At 71.3% G+C, this 21,200-nt stretch carries 24 protein-coding genes; 14 read left to right on the top strand and 10 right to left on the bottom strand.

The annotated features are described in order from the left end of the window. Positions 1-204: 204 nt before the first annotated feature. From lnt to QQZ14_RS17000, 3 genes are read left to right on the top strand one after another with little or no spacing between them, the layout of a single operon-like run. A complete protein-coding gene (lnt, locus tag QQZ14_RS17010) occupies positions 205-1,782 on the top strand; it encodes an apolipoprotein N-acyltransferase (RefSeq protein WP_284535569.1) in 1,578 nt (525 codons plus the stop codon). A 4-nt stretch (positions 1,783-1,786) separates the two neighbouring features. Next, positions 1,787-2,554: a polyprenol monophosphomannose synthase gene (locus QQZ14_RS17005; RefSeq protein ID WP_284535568.1), complete on the top strand. Its 768-nt coding sequence runs from the start codon at positions 1,787-1,789 to the stop codon at positions 2,552-2,554. Beyond that, entirely contained in the window at positions 2,551-3,006 is a 456-nt protein-coding gene (locus tag QQZ14_RS17000) for an FxsA family protein (protein ID WP_284535567.1), read from the top strand. The genes QQZ14_RS17005 and QQZ14_RS17000 overlap by 4 nt, the downstream gene beginning before the upstream one ends. Positions 3,007-3,024: 18 nt before the next feature. Here the strand turns inward: QQZ14_RS17000 and QQZ14_RS16995 are convergent, their stop codons facing one another. The 3 genes from QQZ14_RS16995 to QQZ14_RS16985 all read right to left on the bottom strand — a co-directional run bounded on the left by QQZ14_RS16995 (position 3,025) and on the right by QQZ14_RS16985 (position 5,908). Continuing rightward, positions 3,025-3,411, bottom strand: a complete 387-nt coding sequence (locus QQZ14_RS16995) for an RNA polymerase-binding protein RbpA (protein WP_284535565.1) — start codon at positions 3,409-3,411, stop codon at positions 3,025-3,027. A gap of 308 nt (positions 3,412-3,719) precedes the next feature. Next, positions 3,720-5,096 (bottom strand): MFS transporter, encoded by a 1,377-nt coding sequence (locus QQZ14_RS16990; RefSeq protein ID WP_284535564.1) that lies wholly within the window; start codon positions 5,094-5,096, stop codon positions 3,720-3,722. Beyond that, positions 5,093-5,908 carry a glycerophosphodiester phosphodiesterase gene (locus QQZ14_RS16985; RefSeq protein WP_446740499.1) on the bottom strand — a complete coding sequence of 272 codons (816 nt, stop codon included), beginning with the start codon at positions 5,906-5,908 and terminating at the stop codon, positions 5,093-5,095. The genes QQZ14_RS16990 and QQZ14_RS16985 overlap by 4 nt, the downstream gene beginning before the upstream one ends. 47 nt (positions 5,909-5,955) lie before the next feature. Between QQZ14_RS16985 and QQZ14_RS16980 the strand changes: the two genes are divergently transcribed. Then, a complete protein-coding gene (locus QQZ14_RS16980; RefSeq protein ID WP_284535563.1) occupies positions 5,956-6,228 on the top strand; it encodes a TFIIB-type zinc ribbon-containing protein in 273 nt (90 codons plus the stop codon). Between the two features lie 167 nt (positions 6,229-6,395). Here the strand turns inward: QQZ14_RS16980 and QQZ14_RS16975 are convergent, their stop codons facing one another. Next, a complete protein-coding gene (locus QQZ14_RS16975) occupies positions 6,396-7,922 on the bottom strand; it encodes a helix-turn-helix domain-containing protein (RefSeq protein ID WP_284535562.1) in 1,527 nt (508 codons plus the stop codon). Positions 7,923-8,034: 112 nt separating this feature from the next. On the opposite strand from QQZ14_RS16975, the gene QQZ14_RS16970 reads away from it, so the two are divergent. Then, complete coding sequence (locus QQZ14_RS16970) at positions 8,035-9,051, top strand: zinc-dependent alcohol dehydrogenase family protein (protein WP_284535561.1); 1,017 nt, start codon at positions 8,035-8,037, stop codon at positions 9,049-9,051. A gap of 12 nt (positions 9,052-9,063) precedes the next feature. On the opposite strand, the gene QQZ14_RS16965 is transcribed toward QQZ14_RS16970, so the two are convergent. Further along, a complete protein-coding gene (locus QQZ14_RS16965) occupies positions 9,064-9,486 on the bottom strand; it encodes a hypothetical protein (RefSeq protein WP_284535560.1) in 423 nt (140 codons plus the stop codon). 27 nt (positions 9,487-9,513) lie between these two features. On the opposite strand from QQZ14_RS16965, the gene QQZ14_RS16960 reads away from it, so the two are divergent. Further along, the gene (locus QQZ14_RS16960; RefSeq protein ID WP_284535559.1) at positions 9,514-11,211 is read left to right on the top strand and encodes an alkaline phosphatase D family protein; all 1,698 of its coding nucleotides are present in this window, start codon (positions 9,514-9,516) and stop codon (positions 11,209-11,211) included. Between the two features lie 11 nt (positions 11,212-11,222). Here QQZ14_RS16960 and QQZ14_RS16955 read toward each other — a convergent pair whose 3' ends face one another. Continuing rightward, positions 11,223-11,378 (bottom strand): hypothetical protein, encoded by a 156-nt coding sequence (locus tag QQZ14_RS16955; RefSeq protein WP_284535558.1) that lies wholly within the window; start codon positions 11,376-11,378, stop codon positions 11,223-11,225. Positions 11,379-11,620: 242 nt separating this feature from the next. On the opposite strand from QQZ14_RS16955, the gene QQZ14_RS16950 reads away from it, so the two are divergent. Next, positions 11,621-12,376 (top strand): DinB family protein, encoded by a 756-nt coding sequence (locus QQZ14_RS16950; protein WP_284535557.1) that lies wholly within the window; start codon positions 11,621-11,623, stop codon positions 12,374-12,376. Positions 12,377-12,401: 25 nt separating this feature from the next. On the opposite strand, the gene QQZ14_RS16945 is transcribed toward QQZ14_RS16950, so the two are convergent. Further along, entirely contained in the window at positions 12,402-12,542 is a 141-nt protein-coding gene (locus tag QQZ14_RS16945; RefSeq protein WP_284535556.1) for a hypothetical protein, read from the bottom strand. Positions 12,543-12,697: 155 nt separating this feature from the next. Between QQZ14_RS16945 and QQZ14_RS16940 the strand changes: the two genes are divergently transcribed. The 7 genes from QQZ14_RS16940 (at position 12,698) to QQZ14_RS16910 (ending at position 18,656) form a co-directional block, all read left to right on the top strand. Further along, positions 12,698-13,147 (top strand): helix-turn-helix transcriptional regulator, encoded by a 450-nt coding sequence (locus tag QQZ14_RS16940; RefSeq protein ID WP_284535555.1) that lies wholly within the window; start codon positions 12,698-12,700, stop codon positions 13,145-13,147. 5 nt (positions 13,148-13,152) lie between these two features. Beyond that, complete coding sequence (locus QQZ14_RS16935) at positions 13,153-13,563, top strand: VOC family protein (RefSeq protein ID WP_284535554.1); 411 nt, start codon at positions 13,153-13,155, stop codon at positions 13,561-13,563. Beyond that, complete coding sequence (locus QQZ14_RS16930) at positions 13,560-15,953, top strand: excinuclease ABC subunit UvrA (RefSeq protein ID WP_284535553.1); 2,394 nt, start codon at positions 13,560-13,562, stop codon at positions 15,951-15,953. Before QQZ14_RS16935 ends, QQZ14_RS16930 begins: the two co-directional genes overlap by 4 nt. Before the next feature lie 62 nt (positions 15,954-16,015). Beyond that, positions 16,016-16,501, top strand: coding sequence for an SRPBCC family protein (locus QQZ14_RS16925; RefSeq protein WP_284535552.1), 486 nt, complete (start codon positions 16,016-16,018; stop codon positions 16,499-16,501). Then, positions 16,498-16,854: an ArsR/SmtB family transcription factor gene (locus QQZ14_RS16920; RefSeq protein ID WP_284535551.1), complete on the top strand. Its 357-nt coding sequence runs from the start codon at positions 16,498-16,500 to the stop codon at positions 16,852-16,854. The genes QQZ14_RS16925 and QQZ14_RS16920 overlap by 4 nt, the downstream gene beginning before the upstream one ends. A gap of 87 nt (positions 16,855-16,941) precedes the next feature. Continuing rightward, on the top strand, positions 16,942-17,394 hold the full coding sequence (locus QQZ14_RS16915) for an SRPBCC family protein (protein ID WP_284535550.1): 453 nt from the start codon (positions 16,942-16,944) through the stop codon (positions 17,392-17,394). A 236-nt stretch (positions 17,395-17,630) separates the two neighbouring features. Further along, positions 17,631-18,656: a hypothetical protein gene (locus QQZ14_RS16910; RefSeq protein WP_284535549.1), complete on the top strand. Its 1,026-nt coding sequence runs from the start codon at positions 17,631-17,633 to the stop codon at positions 18,654-18,656. 215 nt (positions 18,657-18,871) lie between these two features. Here QQZ14_RS16910 and QQZ14_RS16905 read toward each other — a convergent pair whose 3' ends face one another. The 3 genes from QQZ14_RS16905 to QQZ14_RS16895 all read right to left on the bottom strand — a co-directional run bounded on the left by QQZ14_RS16905 (position 18,872) and on the right by QQZ14_RS16895 (position 21,147). Further along, positions 18,872-19,492 (bottom strand): hypothetical protein, encoded by a 621-nt coding sequence (locus QQZ14_RS16905; RefSeq protein WP_284535548.1) that lies wholly within the window; start codon positions 19,490-19,492, stop codon positions 18,872-18,874. 63 nt (positions 19,493-19,555) lie between these two features. Further along, entirely contained in the window at positions 19,556-20,209 is a 654-nt protein-coding gene (locus tag QQZ14_RS16900; protein WP_284535547.1) for an NUDIX domain-containing protein, read from the bottom strand. Then, entirely contained in the window at positions 20,206-21,147 is a 942-nt protein-coding gene (locus tag QQZ14_RS16895) for a GNAT family N-acetyltransferase (protein WP_284535546.1), read from the bottom strand. The genes QQZ14_RS16900 and QQZ14_RS16895 overlap by 4 nt, the downstream gene beginning before the upstream one ends. Positions 21,148-21,200 lie beyond the last annotated feature (53 nt).

Here is a 21,200-nt window from a genome sequence, read left to right as displayed (position 1 = left end):
GCGGAGGTCGGTCCGCTCCGCGAGGACGGATACGGAAGGGACCCGTGTCCCCTAGACAACAGTCACGCTCTCGGCAGCCAGTCGGCGTCGTGCTGGTCCGAAGGGTGCGGCTCCCTTCCGTGATCTGCAGGATGTGGAGCTCCCGGCGAGGCCGAGAGGTGGGTTGAGCCGGTCCGGCGCCCGCCGGACCGGTATTTTCGTCTCGTGCCCGCCCGCCTCCTCCTCGCGCTGCTGTCGGGCGTCGTCCTGTCCCTCGCCTTCGAGCCGGTCGCGGCCCCCGTGGTCATCCCGTTCGCCGTCGCCGGGTTCGTGCTGTCCGTCCGGGGGCTGCGCGCCCGGATCGCCTGGCTGCCGGGCCTGCTGTTCGGGCTCGGCTTCCAGTACGTGCTGCTGTTCTGGATGCGTGCGGTCGGCGTCGACGCGTGGCTGGCTCTCGCGAGCGTCGAGGCGGTGTTCCTCGGCCTGCTCGGCTCGCTCACCGCGGTGCTCTGCCGGCACCGCTGGTGGCCGCTGTGGGTGGCCGCCGCGTGGGTCGCGGTCGAGGTCTGGCGCAGCGGCTGGCCGTTCAGCGGCATGCCCTGGGGACGGCTCGCCTTCGCCGTGGTCGACACCCCGGTCGCCAACGCGCTCCCGTGGGTGGGCTCGGTCGGCGTCAGCCTCCTGCTCGCGCTCAGTGGCACGCTCCTCGCCTGGTTGGCCGTGGCAGAGAGCCGCGAGCGCAAGGTTGCCGCCGGAGCGCTGGTCGGGCTGTTCGCCGTGGTCGCGCTGCCGGTGGCGGTGCCGTGGCAGGCCGACGCCACCGGCGAGATCACGGTGGCGGCCGTCCAGGGCGACGTGCCGGGCAACGGCGACGACATCCTCTACGACTTCCGGCAGGTCACCCAGAACCAGGTGGACGTGACCGTCCAGCTCGCCCGCGACGTGGCGGCCGGCACCGCGGAGCGCCCCGACTTCGTGCTCTGGCCGGAGAACTCCACCGCGATCGACCCGTTCCGCGACGCCCAGACCAACGCCGGCATCCGGGCGGCCAGCGCCGCCATCGGGGTGCCGATCCTGGTCGGCGCGATCGTCGACGCCGGCCCGGAGCACGTGCTCAACCAGGGCATCGTCTGGGACCCGGTCACGGGCGCGGGGGACCGCTACACCAAGCGCCACCCGGTGCCGTTCGGGGAGTACATCCCGGCGCGGGAGTTCTTCACCCGCCAGTTCGGGCGGCTCGCGGAGATCCCGCGCGACATGCTCAGCGGCACCCGCTCGACGCCGCTGCAGGTGGCCGGGACCGAGGTCGCCGACGCGATCTGCTTCGACGTGGCGTACGACGACGGCATCTACGCCCAGGTCAGCCATGGCGCTCAGCTGCTGACCGTGCAGACCAGCAATGCGACGTTCATCCACACCGACCAGATCGACCAGCAGTTCGCGATCACCCGGCTGCGCGCGATCGAGACCGGGCGGTGGCTGGCGGTGGCCTCCACGAACGGCGTCTCCGGCGTGATCGACCCCGACGGCGAGGTGATCGCGAGCGCCGCGCCCCGCACCCAGCGGGTGCTGGTCGAGCGGGTCGGGCTCGTGGACAGCGTCACGCCGGCGGTGCGGCTGGGGGCCTGGACCGGCCGGTTCTGCATCGCGCTCACCGCCGTTGGTCTCTTGGTCACCTTGGGGTCAGGCCGGCTCACGTATCGTCGGAAGAGGAACCGGCAAGCAGCCGAGGACGGCCCGGCAGGCTCCGACCACCCGGTCGCGGCCCCGGCCGCGAGTGGAGGGCGTACCGCAGGTGAGTGACCCGATGGGTGAGCGCAGCGTCGAGGGCCTCGGACGCGTCGTGGTGGTGATCCCGACGTACAACGAGGCGAGCAACCTCGCCTGGATCGTGGGCCGCCTCCGCGCCGCCCAGCCGGACGTCGACGTGCTGGTCGTCGACGACGGCTCGCCCGACGGCACCGGCGCGATCGCCGACGAGCTGGCAGCGGCCGACCCCGCGGTCTCGGTCGTGCACCGCACCGCGAAGGCCGGTCTGGGCGCGGCGTACCTGCACGGCTTCCGGGTCGCGCTCGACGCCGGCTACGACGTGATCGGCGAGATGGACGCCGACGGCTCCCACCAGCCCGAGCAGCTCGACCGGCTGCTCCACGCGCTCGCCGGTGCCGACCTGGTGATCGGCTCGCGTTGGGTCCCCGGCGGCTCGGTCGTGAACTGGCCGCTGCGCCGCGAGCTGCTCTCCCGCGGCGGCAACCTCTACGTCCGGCTGCTCCTCGGCGTGCCGGTGCGCGATGCGACCGCCGGCTTCCGGCTGTTCCGGCGCGCGACGCTCGAGAAGATCGACCTCGAGTCGGTCGAGTCCACCGGCTACGTCTTCCAGACCGACATGGTCGCCCGCGCTCTCACCGCCGGCCTGACCGTGCGCGAGGTGCCGATCGAGTTCGTCGAGCGGGTGCGCGGCGACTCCAAGATGAGCGGCGCGGTCGCCACCGAGTCACTCAAGCGGATCACCGCCTGGGGGGTGCGCCAGCGGACGGCACAGGTACGCCGAGCACTCGGGCGGAGCCGGCCGTGAGCCGCCGGCGCCGCCGGCCGGTCGCGCTGGCGCTGGTCCTCTCGTTCGTGCTGCTGCCGCTGCTCGAGATCTACGTGATCGTCCAGGTCGGGCAGGTCATCGGTGCCGGCTGGACGATCCTGCTGCTGGTGGCCGACAGCGTGGTGGGTGCCTGGCTGGTGCGGCGCGAGGGCACCCGCGCTTGGCGGGCGTTGCGCGACGCGCTCGGGACCGGACGGATGCCCGCCCGCGAGCTCGCGGACGGCGCTCTGATCCTGGTCGGTGGCACCCTGATGCTGACCCCCGGGTTCGTCACCGACGGGTTCGGCCTGCTGCTGGTGCTGCCCCCGACCCGGCCGGTCTTCCGGCGCCTCCTGGCGACGCTCGTCTCGCGCCGGGTGCTCCTGGACGTGACTCGCCCCGGACGCGGACCCGAGGGCCCGGTCGTCCGGGGCGAGGTGATCGACGAGTAGCGACGCGTCGGCCGAGGCCTACGCGGTCGCCTTGCGCTTCTTCTGGTTGACGCGGTGCAGGTGAGCGGGGCCGATCTCTCCGTCGCGGAGCAGCTGCAGCCGCTCCTTGAGGATGTCCTCGAGCTCCTTCTCCGAGCGCCGCTCGAGCAGCATGTCCCAGTGGGTGCGGGCCGGCTTCTCAGCCTTCACCTCGGGCTGGATGCCGGAGACGCTCAGTCCCTCGCCACCGCAGCGCGGGCACTCCCACACCGCCGGGACGTCGGCCTCGACCGACATCGTGATCTCGAACTCGTGCCCCTGGGGGCACCGGTACCCGACCTGCTGACGAGCCGCGAACTCGATGCCGCGCTCATCCTCGAAACTCTGGCCCCCCAGCCGCGCTCCGCGCAGCGTGCGCTCCGCCATGAGCCACCTCCCGAATTCTTGTCCCCCGTGTGTTGACCGAGACGGACGAACTCCGCTGTTCGTGACACCGGACTCCGGGATTTCATGTACCCAGCCGGACGACGTCTCAACCCGTTCAACGGTACCGGGGGGGTGATGATTCCAGGAATCGTCGTCGTGGCCGGGCTCACACCCGCTTGTCACGCCGGGGGTTCGGCTGCTGGCAGCCGAAAGCCGCACGACACGCCGTACGTCCCCGGCGTGTCGTGCGGGTTCCGGCTGCTGACCGCCGAAACCCTCAGGCGCGCCGCACCGGGCGCGCTGCGCCCTCAGACGACCCGGGGGAGGGCGTTGCCGGCCTCCGCGATGCCCCGGCGCGGGTCGACCCGCAGCAGGAACCCGATCCCGAGCACGAACAGCACCACCAGCGCGAGCAGCGCGGGCCGGTAGGAGTCGGTCCACTGGTGGACCAGGCCGAAGATCAGCGTCCCCACCCAGCTCGTGCCGCGCTCGCAGGCCTGGTAGAGCGAGAAGTACTCCGCCTCCCGCCCGCGGGGGATCAGCTGACTGTAGAAGGACCGCGACAGCGCCTGGGTGCCGCCCAGCACGATCCCGATCCCGATCGCGAGCAGCAGGAACAGCGGGAGGTTCTCGTCGGGGGTGAGCCAGCCGGCCACGACGACCAGCAGCCACACGAAGAGCCCACCGAGGATCACGTGGTAGGCGCCGCGCCCCTGGGCCACCCGGCCGAACCACAGCGCCCCGAGGATGCCGACGAACTGGACGACGAGGAAGGCCAGCAGGACCGTGCTCTTCTCGAACCCGAGCTGCTTCTCGCCGTACACCGACGCCGCGTAGATCACGGTCTGGATGCCGTCGTTGTAGAACAGGTAGGCGACCAGGAACGTCAGGGTGACGGGGTAGCGGCGCAGGTCCTTCAGCGTCCGCCAGAGCTGGCCGAAGCTCGCCTGGAGCAGCCCGCCCGGCTCCGCCACCACGTTCACGGGCGGCCGCGACCGGATGCCGCGCACCGGGATGATCGTGAACGCCGCCCACCACACGCCCGCGCTGAGGAGGCTGATCCGCACCGCGAGCTCGGTGTGGTCGCTCAGCGCGGTCAGCAGGCCGAAGTTGAGCGCGAGCAGCAGCCCGCCGCCGAGGTAGCCCAGCGCCCAGCCGCGCGAGGACACCCGGTCGCGTTCGTCCGGGTCGGCGACCTCGACCAGCAGCGCGTCGTACACGACCAGGCTCGCGCCGAGGAAGAGGGTCGCCAGGAGCAGCAGCACGGCCCCCAGCTGCCAGTTGGAGCCCGCCACGAGGAACATCGCCATCGCCATCGCGCTGCCCGACCAGGCGAACCCGCCGAGCAGGCGCGGCTTGCGGCTGCTGCGGTCGGCGATCGCGCCGACCACCGGCAGCACGAACGCCGAGAGGATGGTCGCGGCCGTGACGATGTAGAAGACCAGTGAGCCCGCCGAGACGTCCAGCCCGAGCACGTGCAGGTCGGTAGTGCACTTGTAGCCCGCGTCGTCGTCGGTCGCGCGTCCGCAGGCGGCCTTCTCGGCGACCGAGGTGAGGTACGGCGCGAACAGCACCGCGGCGGTCGTGGTGACGTAGGCGCTGTTGGCCCAGTCGTACCAGTACCACGCCTTCTGCTCCCGGGCGCGCCGCAGCGGTCCGAGGTCCGCGATCCCGCTCGCCGTCATGTCGCCTCCCGCCACTGTGCCCGCTCGGTCAGGACGGCCTTGAGTATGTCGGTGCGGTCGGTGAACAGCCCGTCGACGCCCCGGTCGAGCAGCTCCCGCATCTCGTCCGCCTCGTCGATCGTCCACACGTGGACGTGCCGACCTGCGGCGTGGGCCCGGCGTACGAACCCGGGGGTGACGATCCTGATCCGGCCGTGGCGGTGGGGGACCTGGAACGCGGCGAACCGGCCGCGGCTGAGCAGGGCGGCCAGCCGGCCGCTGGGCAGGAAGCGGAACAGCACGATCTCCGCCGGGGTGGCCGACGTCGGGACCCGACCACCGGTCAGGGCCCGGAACTGCCCGGTGCGGCGCCGCGAGAACGAGCCCACGAGCACCCGGTCCCAGGCCTCGCGCGCCGCGATGAACTCCGCCAGTGCCGGCACCGCCCCGTCCGACTTGAGGTCGATGTTGAACCGGGCGTGCGGGAACGCGTCGAACAGCTCGGCCAGCGTCGGCACCGACTCCCGCCCGTTGACCAGCGCACGACGGACCTCGGCGTGGGTGAGCGCCCCGATCTCACCGCGCCGGTCCGTCACCCGGTCCAGGACGGTGTCGTGGAAGGCCAGCAGCACGCCGTCGCGGGTCACGTGCGCGTCGGTCTCGAGGTAGTCGTAGCCGAGCTCCACCGCATGGCGGAACGCCGCCAGGGTGTTCTCCAGGCCCTCGATCTCCGGGTGGTAGGCGCCGCCGCGGTGGGCGAAGGCGAGGACGGGGCCCGGATCGTCGAGGAAGGCGAACCCGGTGCGCGGCATGACCACGGGTGCAGTATTCACGGCAGGGGCTCCGCCCGGGCCACCCGGGCGGGCGGTAGCGTCGGGGCATGGAGACCTTGACCTGTCCTCGCTGTGGCACCGAGATGGTCACCCGCACCCTGAGCTCGTCGCTGGGCGAGGGCGAGATCAGCCAGTGCCCGGACGGCCACGGCGTCTTCCTCGCCCGCGCCGACCTCGGCGCGCTGATCGAGGCCGAGGGCGACTGGCACCGGCACGCCGGTCAGCACACCGCCCCGATGCCGCGGATCACCGCCGACATGACCGCCCCGCCGGTCGGCAAGCCCAGCCCGCGTGCCTGGGTGGAGACCCTCTTCGAGTGACCCGGGCCTGAGCTCGCGAAGGCCCGGAATCAGGCACCAGGTCGAGTAGCCCCGCGGCCGAGGAACGAGGCCGCGACGGGCGTATCGAGACCAGGTCGAGTACGTGCAGCGGTCTCGATACGCTCGCTGGCGCTCGCTACTCGACCAGCGAAGCGCCTTGACGGCTCCTATATGTCGCGGAACGTCTCGATCGTGGCGCCGAGCTGGTTGAGCCGCTCGGCCAGGTCCTCGTAGCCGCGGTGGATGACGTACGTCGAGCGCAGCACCGAGGTGCCCTTCGAGGCGAGCATCGCCAGCAGGATCACCACGGCCGGGCGTAGCGCAGGCGGGCAGACCAGCTCGGTGCCGGTGAAGCTCGTGGGCCCCTCGATCATCACCCGGTGGGGGTCGAGCAGCTTGACCTTGGCACCGAGCTTGTTGAGGTCGGTGAGGTAGATCGCGCGGTTCTCGTAGACCCAGTCGTGCAGCAGCGTCTGGCCCTCGGCGACGGCGGCGATCACCGCGAAGAACGGCAGGTTGTCGATGTTGAGCCCCGGGAACGGCATCGGGTGGATCTTGTCCAGCGGCGCGTGCAGGCTCGACGGCTTGGTGGTGATGTCGACCAGCCGGGTGTGCCCGTTGAGCGCGACGTACTCCTCGGAGCGCTCGTAGAGGAAGCCCATCTCCTCGAGCAGCGCGAGCTCGATCTCGAGGAACTCGATCGGCACCCGGCGGATCGTGATCGAGGACTTCGTGACGATCGCGGCCGCGAGCAGCGACATCGCCTCGATCGGGTCCTCGCTCGGCGCGTAGTCGACGTCGACGTCGATGTTCGCCAGGCCGGTGACCGAGAGCGTGGTGGTGCCGATGCCGTCGATGCGGACGCCGAGCCGCTCGAGGTAGAAGCAGAGGTCCTGGACCATGTAGTTGGACGAGGCGTTGCGGATCACCGTGGTGCCCGGGTGCAGGGCGGCGGCCATCAGGGCGTTCTCGGTGACGGTGTCGCCGCGCTCGGTGAGCACGATCGGGCGGTGCGGCTCGATGGCCCGGTTGACCGCGGCGTGGTAGCTGCCGTCGGTGGCCTTGACCTCGAGGCCGAAGGGCCGCAGCGCAGCCATGTGCGGCTCGACCGTGCGGGTGCCGAGGTCGCAGCCGCCGGCGTACGGCAGCTCGAACACGTCGGTGCGGTGCAGGAGCGGGCCCAGGAACATGATGATCGAGCGGGTGCGCCGGGCGGAGTCGGCGTCGATGTGCTCGAGGTCGAGCTCCTTGGGGGGCACGATCTCGAGGTCGTTGTCGTCGTTGAGCCAGCGGCACTGCACGCCCATGCTGGTCAGCACCTCGAGGAGGCGGTTGACCTCCTCGATCCGGGCGACCTTGCGCAGCGTCGTGCGGCCGCGGTTGAGCAGGGTGGCGCACAGCAGCGCGACCCCGGCGTTCTTAGAGGTCTTGACCTCGATCTCACCCGACAGCGTGGTCGGGCCGCTCACGCGCAGGTGCGTGGGTCCGGCGCCCAGCGCGACGATCTCGGAGTCCAGGGCGGCGCCGATGCGGGCGAGCATCTCCAGCGAGAGGTTCTGGTGACCCTTCTCGATCCGGTTGATCGCACTCTGGCTGGTCCCGAGAAGGTCCGCGAGCTGGTGCTGGGTCAGGCCCCGGTGCTTGCGCGCGTCCCGGATGAGGTTCCCGATGCGGTTCTTGTATCCCTCACTCATACCGCCACGGTAACTCATATATGAGATAAGACAACAAACCCCCGCCGCCGGGGTGTCGGCGGCCGGGGAGCCGGGACCGAGGGGCGGCGAGGGGTGCTGAGAAGATGCTCTCATGCGTGCCACCACGATCCACGGCCCCCGCGACATCCGCGTCTCCGAGGTCCCCGACCCGACCATCTCCGCACCGACCGACGCGATCGTCCGCGTGGTCGCCGGATGCATCTGCGGCTCCGACCTGTGGCCCTACCGCGGCGAGAACGACATCACGCCCGGCGACACCATCGGCCACGAGTGCGTCGGGGTAGTCGAGGAGGTCGGCGCCGACGTCCGCTCGTTCCGGCCCGGCGACTTCGTGATCGTCCCCTTCGACCACTGCGACAACACCTGCCCGCACTGCCTCGCCGGTGCGCAGTCGGCCTGCACCAACCTCGGCTTCACCGAGAGCGGCCAGGCCGAGCTCACCCGGGTCACCCAGGCCGACGGCAGCCTGGTCAAGACCGACGGCATGCCCGACGCGGCGCTGCTGCCCTCGCTGCTCACGCTCTCCGACGTGATGCCGACCGGCTGGCACGCGGCGGTGTCGGCCGGCGTCCGCCAGGGCGGTACGGCGGTCGTGGTCGGCGACGGCGCGGTCGGGCTGTGCGGCGTGCTGGCGGCGTCCGTCATGGGCGCCGAGACCATCGTCGCGATGTCGCGCCACGAGCCGCGCCAGGAGCTGGCCCGCCGGTTCGGTGCGACCCACGTCGTCGCCGAGCGCGGCAAGGACGGCACGGCCGCGGTCCTCGAGATCACCGAGGGAGTGGGGGCCGACGCTGTGCTCGAGTGCGTCGGCACCGACGACGCGATGCGGTCGGCCTTCGCGATCGCGCGCCCGGGCTCGATGGTCGGGTTCGTCGGCGTGCCGCACGGGGTGGAGCTCCCGGTGCGCCGGATGTTCCAACGCAACGTCGGCCTCGCGGGCGGCATGGCGCCGACGCGGCGCTACGTGCCCGAGCTGCTCGACCTGGTGCTGAGTGGACGGATCGAACCGGGCCTCGTCTTCGACAGCAGGCTGCCCCTCGACGAGGTCGCCGAGGGCTACCGGGCGATGGACGAGCGCCGGGCGATCAAGGTGCTGATCGAGCCCTGAGGCTCCCTCCCGTCAGCGACGGGGGGAGCCCGCGGCGAGCAGCCCGGCCGCGAGCAGCAGCACCGCGCCGGCGGAGAGCTCGCTGACCAGCACCTTCTGCGGGTTGTCGAGGAAGACCCCGAACAGCACCAGCAGCGCGCCACAGAGCGCGATCACGGCGATCGCGGGCCGGTCCGGGAGCGAGGTACGCAGCGACATCGCGGCCACGATCGCCACGGTGCCGATGATCCCGCCGCGGTAGCCGGCCCACATGCCGTCGTAGTCGAGGGGGTAGATCAGCCAGGTCGCGAGCAGCAGCCCGACCGCGCCGGCGATCGCCAGCACCCAGCCGAAGGGTGCGACGACGGGGACGGCTTCGACCGGCTGCTGCCCGGCGATCGGGTGCGCCGCGGAGGGCGCCGGGACGTGGGAGGTGCGCTGCACAGGGGTCGCCATGGGCGACAGCGTATTAGGTTCGGTCCCATGTCGGATCTGGTGCTCGGCCCTTTGCTCAGGTACGTCGACGCCACGTCCGCGACGGTGTGGGTCGAGACGGCCGACCCGGCCGTCGTGACCGTGACCGCCGGCGGCCGCCACGCCGAGGCCCGGACGTTCGGCGCGCACGGCCACCACTACGCCCTCGTCGAGCTCACCGGGCTGGAGCCGGGGACGAAGACGCCGTACACGGTCGAGGTGGGCGGCACCCGGGTCTGGCCGCCGGGCGACCCCGCGTTCGCGGACTTCCCACCCTCGGTGATCCCCACGCTGCAGCCGGGCAAGCCGCTGCGGATGGCCTTCGGGTCGTGCCGGGTCAGCGTCGACCACGACGAGCGGGGCAACGCGCAGTTCGGCGTCGACGCGCTGCGGGCGTACGCGCTGTTCATGGCCGGCATCACCGCCGACGACTCGCCGGAGGACAGCGAGCGCTGGCCCGACCTCGTGCTGTTCCTCGGCGACCAGGTCTACGCGGACGAGACCAGCGACGAGATGCGCGAGTTCATCGAACGGCGCCGCGACCCCGAGCAGGCTCCGTGGTACGAGCTGAAGGACTTCGAGGAGTACGCCCACCTCTACGCCCTCGCGTGGCGCGACCCGGCCAACCGGTGGCTGCTGTCGACGCTGCCCAGCGCGATGATCTTCGACGACCACGACATCCGCGACGACTGGAACACCAGCTGGTCCTGGCGCCAGGAGATGGAGTCGACGTCGTGGTGGCACGACCGCGTCGTGGGCGGGCTGGCGTCGTACTGGATCTACCAGCACCTCGGCAACCTCGGCCCCGAGGAGCGCGCCGCCGACGAGCTGTGGCGGCGGATCACGTCGTACGACCGCGATGCTGACGGCGGCCAGGAGCTGGACGTGAGCGACGCGCTCGACGCGCTCGCGGACCGCGCCGACCAGCACCCGGAGACCTACCGCTGGAGCTACTCGCGCGACTTCGACACCCAGGCCCGGCTGGTCGTGGTGGACTCGCGCGCCGCCCGGGTGCTGGAGCCCGACCGGCGCTCGATGCTCGACGAGGGCGAGCTGATGTGGCTCGACGCCCAGCTGCAGGGCGACGTCGACCACCTGCTGGTGGGCACGTCGCTGCCGTTCCTGCTGGCGCCAGGGCTGCACCACATCGAGTCGTTCAGCGAGTCGATCGCCGAGGGCGCCTGGGGACGGCCGGGCAAGGTCCTGGGGGAGAGGGTCCGAACCGCGGCGGACCTCGAGCACTGGGCGGCGTTCGAGCAGGGCTTCCGCGACGTGGCCGAGATCGTGGTCGAGGTCGCCTCGGGCCGGCGCGGCCGCGCACCGCGGACGATCACGTTCCTCTCCGGGGACGTCCACCACAGCTACGTCGCGGAGGCGTGGCCGCGCGGCGGCCTGGTGGCGAGCCGGATCGTGCAGGCGGTCTGCTCGCCGATCCGCAATCCGCTCCCGCGGGGGATGCGGGGCTTCATGCAGGGGGCGTCGAAGCGGCCGGCCGGCCTGCTGGGCCGCCTGCTCTCGCTCGCGGGCCGGGTCCCGCTCGAGCCGCTGCGCTGGGGCGTCACGCAGGGCCCCTGGTTCGACAACAACCTCGCGATCCTCGAGCTCGGCACGCCCGGGCTGCGGATCTGGTGGGTGGCCGGCAAGGTCGAGGGCCGCCCCGACCTCCCGGTGCTCGAGCGGGTCGCGACCGTGGGCCCGGTCGGCTGATCCGGAACGGGTCAGACGAGGACCGGCTCGACGCTCCGGCGCAGCCGGACCGGCTCACAGTCGCAGGTGTCTCCGCACGCAAGGTAGGTGTGGAGGGCGTGCCCGCACTGTGGGCACGGCATGTCGTGCGACAGGTGCACCGTGTTGGTCTGGACGGTGTCCCACATGGCTCTGCCTCCTCTCGTACCCCTCGGTCTGCCCCACGGCGTGGCCCGCCAACCCCACCCCGGACGACCTGTGGACGCAGGTGCCGACCGGGCCTGGGGCCTGGAACCAATGGCTCCGACGGTAGAGAACCAGTGGGGCTGATGTGACGTGATGGGAGCAAACCCCCCGAGCACGTCAGGCCGACATGGCCCGTTCGGGTCAGGGGGATCGCGCTGTCCGCGCCGGCATCTACGGTGATCGCATGGTCGAGCACATCCAGGAGGACCTCCGGGGGTCCCGCTTCGAGAACGTCGATCTCCAGGGGTCGCGCTTCCACAACGTCGACCTCAGCGGCGCGGTCATCCGTGGTGCGCTCATGGTCGGCGCCGAGATCGACGGCGTCATCGAGGGTCTCACCGTCAACGGCGTCGACGTCGCGCCGCTGGTCGAGGCCGAGCTCGACCGCCGCTACCCGCAGCGGCGCAAGATGCGCCCCGCCGACGCGGACGGCTTCCGGGCCGGGTGGGCTGCACTCGAGCAGCTCTGGCCGGTGACCCTCGAGCGGGCGCGGCGGCTGCCGCCCGAACTGCTGCACGAGCGGGTCGACGGCGAGTGGTCGTTCATCGAGACCCTGCGCCACCTCGTGATGGCCACCGACGCGTGGGTGGGCCGGGCTGTCCTGGGCGACCCTGCGCCGTTCCACCCGCTCGGCCTGCCGCACACCGAGATGGGTGACGTGCCCGGCGTCCCGAACGACCCCGACGCGCGGCCGAACCTCGACGAGATCCTGGCGGTCCGAGCCGACCGGATGCGCACCGTCCGCGAGGTGCTGGCCGGCCTCACCGACGAGCAGCTCGCCGGCCACACCGAGCCGGTGGACGCCCCCGGCTACCCGCCCCCGGAGTCCTACGCCGTACGCCGGTGCCTGCAGGCGATCCTCAACGAGGAGTGGGAGCACCGGCTCTTCGCCGAGCGCGACCTCGACGTGCTCGAGCGCCGGCGCGCCGGGGGAGCCTGATCCCGGACAGTCAGGCGAGAGCAGGTCAGGCGCAGGCGGTCCGCGCCTCGCGCGGCTCGCAGTCGCAGCCGTCGCACGCGAGGTACACGTGCAGGGCGTGCCCGCACAGGGGGCACGGACGGTCGTGCGACAGGTGATGGGTGCTGGTCTCGACGGTGTCCCACATGGCGCTGTCCTCCCACATCATCCCGAGTGGCTCGAGGTCTCCTGTCCAAGGAGCCCCGGGAGTGCCCCCGGATACCTCAGACCATCGGCCGACCCGGGCCGGACTGAAGAGATCGCCGATGACCGGCTGGTGCTTGGTGTGGCACGATCTCGCAGGTGACGCCTCCACCTGGGAAGACGCCCGACCTGCGCGACCTCGCGCGGCTCCGGCGGGTGCGGGACCGGATCGACCGGGAGTACGCCCAGCCCCTGGACGTCGAGGCGCTCGCCCGGGGCGCCCACGTGTCGGCCGGGCACCTGAGCCGCCAGTTCAAGCTCGCGTACGGCGAGTCGCCGTACGGCTACCTGATGACGCGGCGCATCGAGCGGGCGATGGCACTCCTGCGCCGGGGGGACCTCAGCGTCACGGAGGTCTGCTTCGCGGTCGGGTGCTCCTCGCTGGGCACGTTCAGCACCCGCTTCACCGAGCTGGTCGGCATGCCGCCCAGCACCTACCGCCGGGAGACGGCGGGCGCGGTCGAGGGGATGCCGTCGTGCGTGGTCAAGCAGGTCACCAGACCGGTCAGGAATCGAGAAGCGCCGACCCCGCAGCCGCACCTAGCGTGAGCGCCATGGACCTCACCATTCACACCACCGCCCTCCCGCACGTCGACCCGGAGGAGTCGCTCGCGTTCTACCGCGACGCGCTGGGCTTCGAGGTGCGCAGCGACGTCGGCACCGGCACGATGCGCTGGATCACCGTCGGCCCGGTCGGCCAGCCCGAGACCTGCATCCTGCTCGGACCGCCCGCGGCCGACCCCGGCATCACCGAGGACGAGCGCCGGATGATCGCCGAGATGATGGCCAAGGGCACCTACGGCTGGATCCTGCTGGCGACCAAGGACCTCGACGGCACCTTCGACCAGGTGCAGGCGACCGAGGCCGAGGTCGTCCAGGAGCCGACCCTCCAGCCGTATGGCCTGCGCGACTGTGCCTTCCGCGACCCCGCGGGCAACCTCATCCGGATCCGGGAGATCGCTTGAGTCCTGCGTCCAGCACCCCGTCGTACGCCGCGGACAGCCACGAGTTGATCCGCGTCCACGGCGCCCGGGTCAACAACCTCAAGGACGTGCACGTCGAGATCCCCAAGCGCCGGCTGACGGTGTTCACCGGCGTGTCGGGGTCGGGCAAGAGCTCGCTGGTCTTCGACACGATCGCCGCGGAGTCGCAGCGGCTGATCAACGAGACCTACAGCGCGTTCCTGCAGGGCTTCATGCCCTCGTTGACCCGGCCCGACGTCGACGTCCTCGACGGGCTGACCACCGCGATCATCGTCGACCAGGAGCGGATGGGCGCCAACCCGCGCTCCACCGTCGGCACCGCGACCGACGCCTACGCGATGCTGCGGATCCTCTTCAGCCGCCTCGGGCGGCCGCATATCGGCGGGCCGACGGCGTTCTCGTTCAACGTCCCGACCCGCACCGCGAGCGGCGTGATGAGCACCGAGAAGGGCGGCCGGGTCGAGCGCAACGTGGTCCGCAAGGCGGTCTACCTCGGCGGCATGTGCCCCCGCTGCGAGGGCATGGGCTCGGTGAGCGACTTCGACCTGACCGCGCTGTACGACGAGACCAAGTCGCTCAACGAGGGCGCGATCACGATCCCGGGCTACAGCATGGAGGGCTGGTACGGCCGGATCTTCCGCGGCTGCGGCTGGTTCGACCCCGACAAGCCCCTCGGCAAGTACACCAAGCGGGAGCGCGAGGACCTCCTCTACAAGGAGGCGACCAAGATCAAGGTCGACGGGATCAACCTGACCTACCTCGGCCTGATCCCGCAGATCCAGAAGTCGATGCTGTCCAAGGACGTCGAGGCGATGCAGCCGCACATCCGGGCGTTCGTGGAGCGGGCGATCACGTTCACGACGTGTCCCGACTGCGACGGCACCCGGCTCAGCAAGGAGGCCCGGTCCTCCATGATCGCCGGCAGGAACATCGCGGACCTGTGCCGGATGCAGATCACCGACCTAGCCGACTGGATCCGCGAGCTGGACGAGCCCACCGTGGCGCCGCTGCTCGCCGGCCTCCAGCATCTGCTCGACTCGTTCGCCGAGATCGGGCTTGGCTACCTCTCCCTGGACCGACCGGCGGGCACGCTGTCCGGGGGAGAGGCCCAGCGCACCAAGATGATCCGTCACCTGGGCTCCTCGCTCACCGACGTCACCTACGTCTTCGACGAGCCCACGATCGGGCTGCACCCCCACGACATCCAGCGGATGAACCAGCTGCTGCTGCAGCTGCGCGACAAGGGCAACACCGTGCTCGTGGTCGAGCACAAGCCCGAGACGATCGCGATCGCGGACCACGTGGTCGACCTCGGTCCCGGCGCCGGCGGCGCCGGGGGAGAGGTGGTCTTCGAGGGCACGTACGACGAGCTGCGGCGCACGCCCACCGTCACCGGCCGGCACCTCGACGACCGGGCCTCGCTCAAGGCCGAGGTCCGCACGCCGACAGGTGCCCTGGAGGTCCGCGGCGCCTCGACGCACAACCTGCAGGACGTCGACGTCGACATCCCGCTCGGCGTGCTGTGCGTGCTCACCGGCGTCGCCGGCTCCGGCAAGAGCTCGCTGGTCCAGGGCTCGGTCGCGGGCCGTGACGGCGTGGTCGTGATCGACCAGGGGGCGATCAAAGGCTCCCGGCGCAGCAACCCGGCGACGTACACGGGCCTGCTCGACCCGATCCGCAAGGCGTTCGCGAAGGCCAACGGCGTCAAGCCGGCGCTGTTCAGCGCCAACTCCGAGGGCGCCTGCCCGACGTGCAACGGCGCCGGCGTGATCTTCACCGAGCTGGGAGTGATGGCGACCGTCGAGTCGCCGTGCGAGGACTGCGAGGGCAAGCGGTTCCAGGCGGTGGTGCTGGAGTACACCTTCGGCGGCAAGGACATCAGCCAGGTGCTCGCGATGCCGGTCGCCGAGGCGCTGGAGTTCTTCAGCGAGGGGGACGCGGCGACGCCGGCGGCCCGCAAGGTCCTCGAGCGGCTCGCCGACGTCGGCCTCGGTTATGTCAGTCTGGGCCAGCCGCTCACCACCCTCTCGGGAGGGGAGCGGCAACGGCTCAAGCTCGCGGCGCAGATGGCCGACAAGGGCGAGGTCTACGTGCTCGACGAGCCGACGACCGGCCTGCACCTCGCGGACGTCGAGCAGCTGCTCGGCCTGCTCGATCGCCTCGTGGACTCGGGCCGGTCGGTGATCGTGATCGAGCACCACCAGGCCGTGATGGCGCACGCCGACTGGATCGTCGACCTCGGCCCGGGGGCGGGCCACGACGGTGGACGGGTGGTGTTCGAGGGGACCCCCGCGGACCTGGTGGCGGCCCAGAACACGCTCACCGGGCAGCACCTCGCGGCGTACGTGAAGCAACCTGTGCGCAACAAGTAGTTGCGCATCGCGCTCCTCCGAGGTAGCGTGCAACCAACGGTTGCATCACGAAGGAGAGTGGCATGACGCAGACGAGCCAGGGGAGTGAGCGGGGCACGATCGAGCGGGAGCTCCGCATCGAGGCGACCCCCGAGGTGGTGTACGAGGTCGTGAGCAGGCCCGAGCACCTGCGCGAGTGGTGGCCCGACGACGCCGAGTTCGACCCGGCGCCCGGCGGCACCGGCGTCATCTCGTTCGGCGACACGACGAAGCCGGACGCGCAGGTCGCGCCGATCGCCGTCGTCGAGGCCGACCCGCCCCGAAGGTTCTCCTTCCGCTGGGTGCACGAGTCGGGCGAGACAGCCTCCGCGAGCAACTCCCTGCTGGTCACCTTCGACCTGGTGCCGTCGGGCACCGGCACGCTGCTGCGCTTCTCCGAGACCGGCTACCGCGAGCTCGGCTGGGAGGCCGCGGTGCTCGAGGAGATGTACGCCGAGCACGTCCAGGGCTGGGACCACTTCCTGCCGCGCCTGGTCACCTATGCCGATCGGGTCGGCGCGAGCCGATGAGCACCACCACCACCGTCGACGACGACCTCTGGTCGGCGGTCGGCGACCCCACCCGGCGGCGCATGCTGGACCTGATCCTGGCCGACGGCGGCGGGACCGCCACGACGCTGAGCGCGCAGCTGCCGGTCACCCGCCAGGCGGTCGCCAAGCACCTCGGCGTGCTGGACCGGGTCGGGCTCGTGCACGGCACCCCGTCCGGCCGCGAGCGGCGCTACCAGGTCGACGAGGCCCAGCTTGCCCGAGCGGTGGCGCAGCTCACCGCGGTCGGCACCGCCTGGGACGCACGACTGGCCCGGATCAAGCGGCTCGCCGAGACGATGCAGCACACCCGGGACGGCGGCCGGCAGGGCTGACCTCCCGCACCGCACGTCACCGCGCCCGCGGTGGCGTCGTACGAGCCTGCCCAGAGGCAGGCCGCATCGACGAGAAGGAGTACCGAGATGGTGGACATCCTGCACCGAGTCGGCGCCACGGCGCCCCTGGCGGACGCATACGCGGCACTGAGCACGATCGACGGACTGGCCGGCTGGTGGACCGAGGACACCACCGGCGACCCGAGCATCGGGGGACTCATCCGGTTCCGCTTCGAGGGCGCGCCCGAGCCAGGCGGGTTCGACATGGTCGTCCGGGAGGCGGTGCCGGACAAGCTGGTCCGCTGGGAGGTCGTCGAGGGGCCGGAGGAGTGGATCGGCACCGAGGTGCGCTTCGACCTCAAGCAGGAGGACGAGCACGCGATCGTGCTGTTCCAGCACTCGGGCTGGCGGGAGCCGGTGGAGTTCTTGTACCACTGCTCCAGCAAGTGGGGGGTCTTCCTGATGAGCCTGAAGAAGCTCCTCGAGACCGGTGCCGGCGACCCCGCGCCGCGAGACGTCTGGGTCAGCAACTGGCACTAGCGCACCGGGCTCCACGGCCGACAGCCGTCCAGGAACCGTCCAAGATCGCGTCCGCCGGGCGCATCCCGCCGCGCGAACCCGCCCGCACTTGGTTCCATGGGGTCCGGGGGCGCGGCCTACGAACGGGGGAGGGCCGCGCCCCCCTCCCGCGGAACACGCCCGGAGCGCGCGACGGCGGCCGTATGCTGCTGCCGTCGTGCGCCCCCGGGCGCAGATCTGCACCGGGAGGTCGACACGTGCCATCAGCAGACCCCGCCGCCCCGCGTGACGGCCGCTGGGACCACCTGATCGAGCGGCTCCACGAGCTGCGCAACCAGGCCGGCGCCCCGTCGTACGCAGAGCTCGCCCAGCGTGTCGCCGAGCAACGGATCGCTGACGGCATGGACGCCCACCGGGCACGGATCGCGAAGTCGAGCGTGCACGACGCGTTCCGGTTCGGGCGGACGCGGATCAACGTCGCGTTGACCGAGGAGCTGGTCCGGGCCATGGGCGCGGAGCCGTCCGCCGTCGCCCTGTGGGCGCGGGAGAGCCTCGTGGTGCACGCCTCCAGGACGGCCGGCGGCCCGGCCGAGGAGCCGCCGTCGACCGCGTCGGATCGGCGTCAGGTCGTCCTGCTGCTCCTGGGGTGCCTGGCGCTCAACCTCGGTGGCCGCGTATTCGTGGACTACTTCCACCTGCCGATCTATCTCGACATGGTCGGCACCGCCGTGGCCGCGATCGCGCTGGGGCCTTGGCGGGGGGCGGGCGTCGGGGTGGCCACGAACCTGATCGGCGTCATCGGCAGCGGCTGGGTCTCGATCCCGTTCGGTCTGGTGAACGTCGCCGGGGCGCTGGTGTGGGGCTATGGCGTCCGTCGCTGGCACCTGGGGAGGTCCCTGCCGCGCTTCTTCGGCCTCAACATCCTCGCGGCCCTGGCGTGCTCACTGCTCGCCGTACCGATCATCGTCACCGTGTACGGCCACGACCTGCGCGCCGGTCACGACGTCATCACGAACCTCGTGCAGGACTCGGTCCACACGTTCCTGATCGCCGTGAGCTTCTCCAACGTGCTCACGTCCCTGGCCGACAAGCTGATCAGCGGGTTCGTGGCCCTGGTGGCGGTCTCGGCGCTGCCACTGGCACTTCGGTCCCACACCGAGCTGCTCGTCGTCGTACCGCCGCCGCACCCGGCCGAGCCGCCGTCGCCGGGCCCGAGCTCATCGGGCATCGATCACGCGAGCCCATCGATCCGGCCTGTCAACGCGCCGCGGTACCGGCTTTGATCTGCTCGGCCAGAATGTCGCCGTGGCAGCGTGACGCGCGTACTCCGCCGGACCCGTCACACGTTTGCGTGGGACAGGACGGGACTCATCGCCGATAACTGACATTATGTCAGGTTCAGTGTGGATCAGGTGAGTCATTCGCCTTCGACTGATGCCCCACTCGGAGCCGACAGCACCGCCGTCGACTTGTAGGAACGGCGGGACGAATCTGGGCCTCAGCCTCGACCAGGCGGCCGCCGCGCTGTCATCCCGAACAGGGTCACCAGCAGGTTCGCGAAGCCCACAGCATCATCGATGGCCTGGTGGGTGTGCTCGACGTCGCCGAGCCACTCCGGTGGAAGGTTCGGCGCGGAGAGCTCCGCGGGCGGCCGCCCTGTCACGGCTGCGGCGTAGCTCCTCAAGCAGAGCGCCGGGCCATCGAACAGCCGGTCCTTCTCATACGGACCTGGGCTCACGGCGTACCTGGTGAACCGGCGGAGGTAGTAGTCGATCCAACCGCCGTCGAACGACAACGGTGAAGCCGCGAAGGCTCGCGGACGCGGCAGGGCGTCGAGCCATGCGACGTACCTGCGCATCACCTCCGGCACCGGCTCCGGATCGTCCGTCGCCGCCGCCCAGGCCTCCGGTTCGGTCTGGAACCAGGCGAACGTGTCAACGTTCGGCGCCGCCCCGGGCAACTCCTCGAGAACCGCCTCGAACCGCCCGTGCTCGACTCCATCCGGCGACACCGCAACCGACGCGAGAGACCGCATGGAGTTCGCGCCGGGCCACGGGCCATCGGTCTCGATGTCCGTGACGACGTACACCCTCTGCTCCCCCGTGACTAGATCAGTCATGCGGCGCCCCCATGCCGGACGTCGCACGGCGCCGAAGGCTCTGAGCAGGTGAAATCCGCGGGCTCATCGAATGATCCTGGCGCGTCCCGCGACGACGTCCATCGCAATGTCCTCGAGCTGTCGGTTCATCATGGGCGGCAGTTCGTCGGCGGCGAACCATGGATCCGGATCCTTCAGACCTGTCTCCTCCAGCACCTCTCGCACCACCCCCTGTTCGACCGACTCCCCGAGCTCCACAGCTCCCCCGCAGAACGACCAGACTGCGTCACCGCTCCGATCGCCCCGCTGCTGCAAGAGCAGGCGACCCTCGTCATCACGGATGACGGCCACGGCGAAGTTGAGCAACACCGGATCATGTCCCACCTGAGCCCGCAGCCACCCGATGTAGTCACTCACCCACGAATCCTGACACTGCGACCGACCAGTCGACAGTTCCGCCAGCACGTCGACGGCGCCGTCGATCTCGATGGCTTCCCTCCGCAGGTGCTCCTGGTAGTAGCGGTCCCGGGCCTCACGCAGCCTGCTGATGGTCTGCTCGTCGATCCCGGCGGCCCTGGCACGCGCCCAGGTGCCGAGTCCCCGGCTCATGTCCCGGAGGTACTGGTCCTCGTCCAGGACCAGGCCGACCTCTGCGAGGGCGCGCTCCCCTGCTCTGAGGTACCAGCGCTCAGTGTCCACGAGCACCCCGTCGTGAGCGAAGAGGATGTACTTCTTCACGCGTCGAGAGTCCGGTCCGCATAGATCAGCCGTACGGCGTCTGGCCGCCCGCCGTCGGGCTCTCGCCGCTGCAGGCGCAGACCGGCGCGCTCCGCCGTCACCCGGGACGCGTGGTTGTCCTCGAGCAGGATCGCGACGACCGGCCGGTCGCCGTCGACGTCGTGCGCAGCGGTCAGCGCGGCCTGGCTGAGCTCGGCGGCCAGCCCGTGGCCGTGCGCCTCGGGCCGGAACCGGTAGTACAGGTTCCACCAGGCGTCGGGCGTCTCGACGGCACATCCGCCGACCCCGACGAACTCACCGGCCCGCAGCTCTCCGATCGGCTGGCGCAGCCGCGCGGTCCAGTAGCCGAGGCCGTCGCGAGCCCACTGCTGCTCCATCCCGACGACCTTGCCGCGGGTGTGCTCCACGCTCGGGTGGCGCCCCTCGGGCCGGTGCTGCCAGACGCGCTCGTCCGCGTGCAGGGCGGCGACCTCGTCCAGCTCGGCCATCGTGAGCGCCCTCAGGACCAGCCGCTCCGTCATGACCTCCGACGGATGCCGGGCGGCGCCCGACCTGAGCGCCGGCAGGACGTGGTCGCGCAGCAGCGGGGCGAGATCGGACCACGAGCCGGCGCCCGGCTCGTCGATCGACGACCAGCGCAGCTCGTCGATCTCCCCCGCCGCCCGCGGCTCCCCGGGCAGCTCCGCCCGGTAGACCGTCGAGGAGATCGTCCGGTCCGGCTCGTTGGCGGCCGCGGCCGTGAACTCCCCCAGCAGCTCGAGCTCGCCGACCTCGAGGCCGACCTCCTCGGCCACCTCACGGCGAGCCGCATCCGCCGGCGACTCCCCCGGCTCGAGCTTGCCGCCGGGGAGCATGAACATGCCGGTACCGCGCTTGCGCACGGTGAGGAGCGCGCCGGCGCGCGTGAACGCGACCGCGGCCACGACGATCGGTTGCATGCCGGCCATCATCCCAGGTCGCCCGTCCCGATCCAGGGAGCCTGGATCGCGGT

This window comes from Nocardioides sp. T2.26MG-1 (genome assembly GCF_950101795.1).
Classification (GTDB): Bacteria; Actinomycetota; Actinomycetes; order Propionibacteriales; family Nocardioidaceae; genus Nocardioides.
This window is presented reverse-complemented; position numbering and strand designations above follow the sequence as displayed.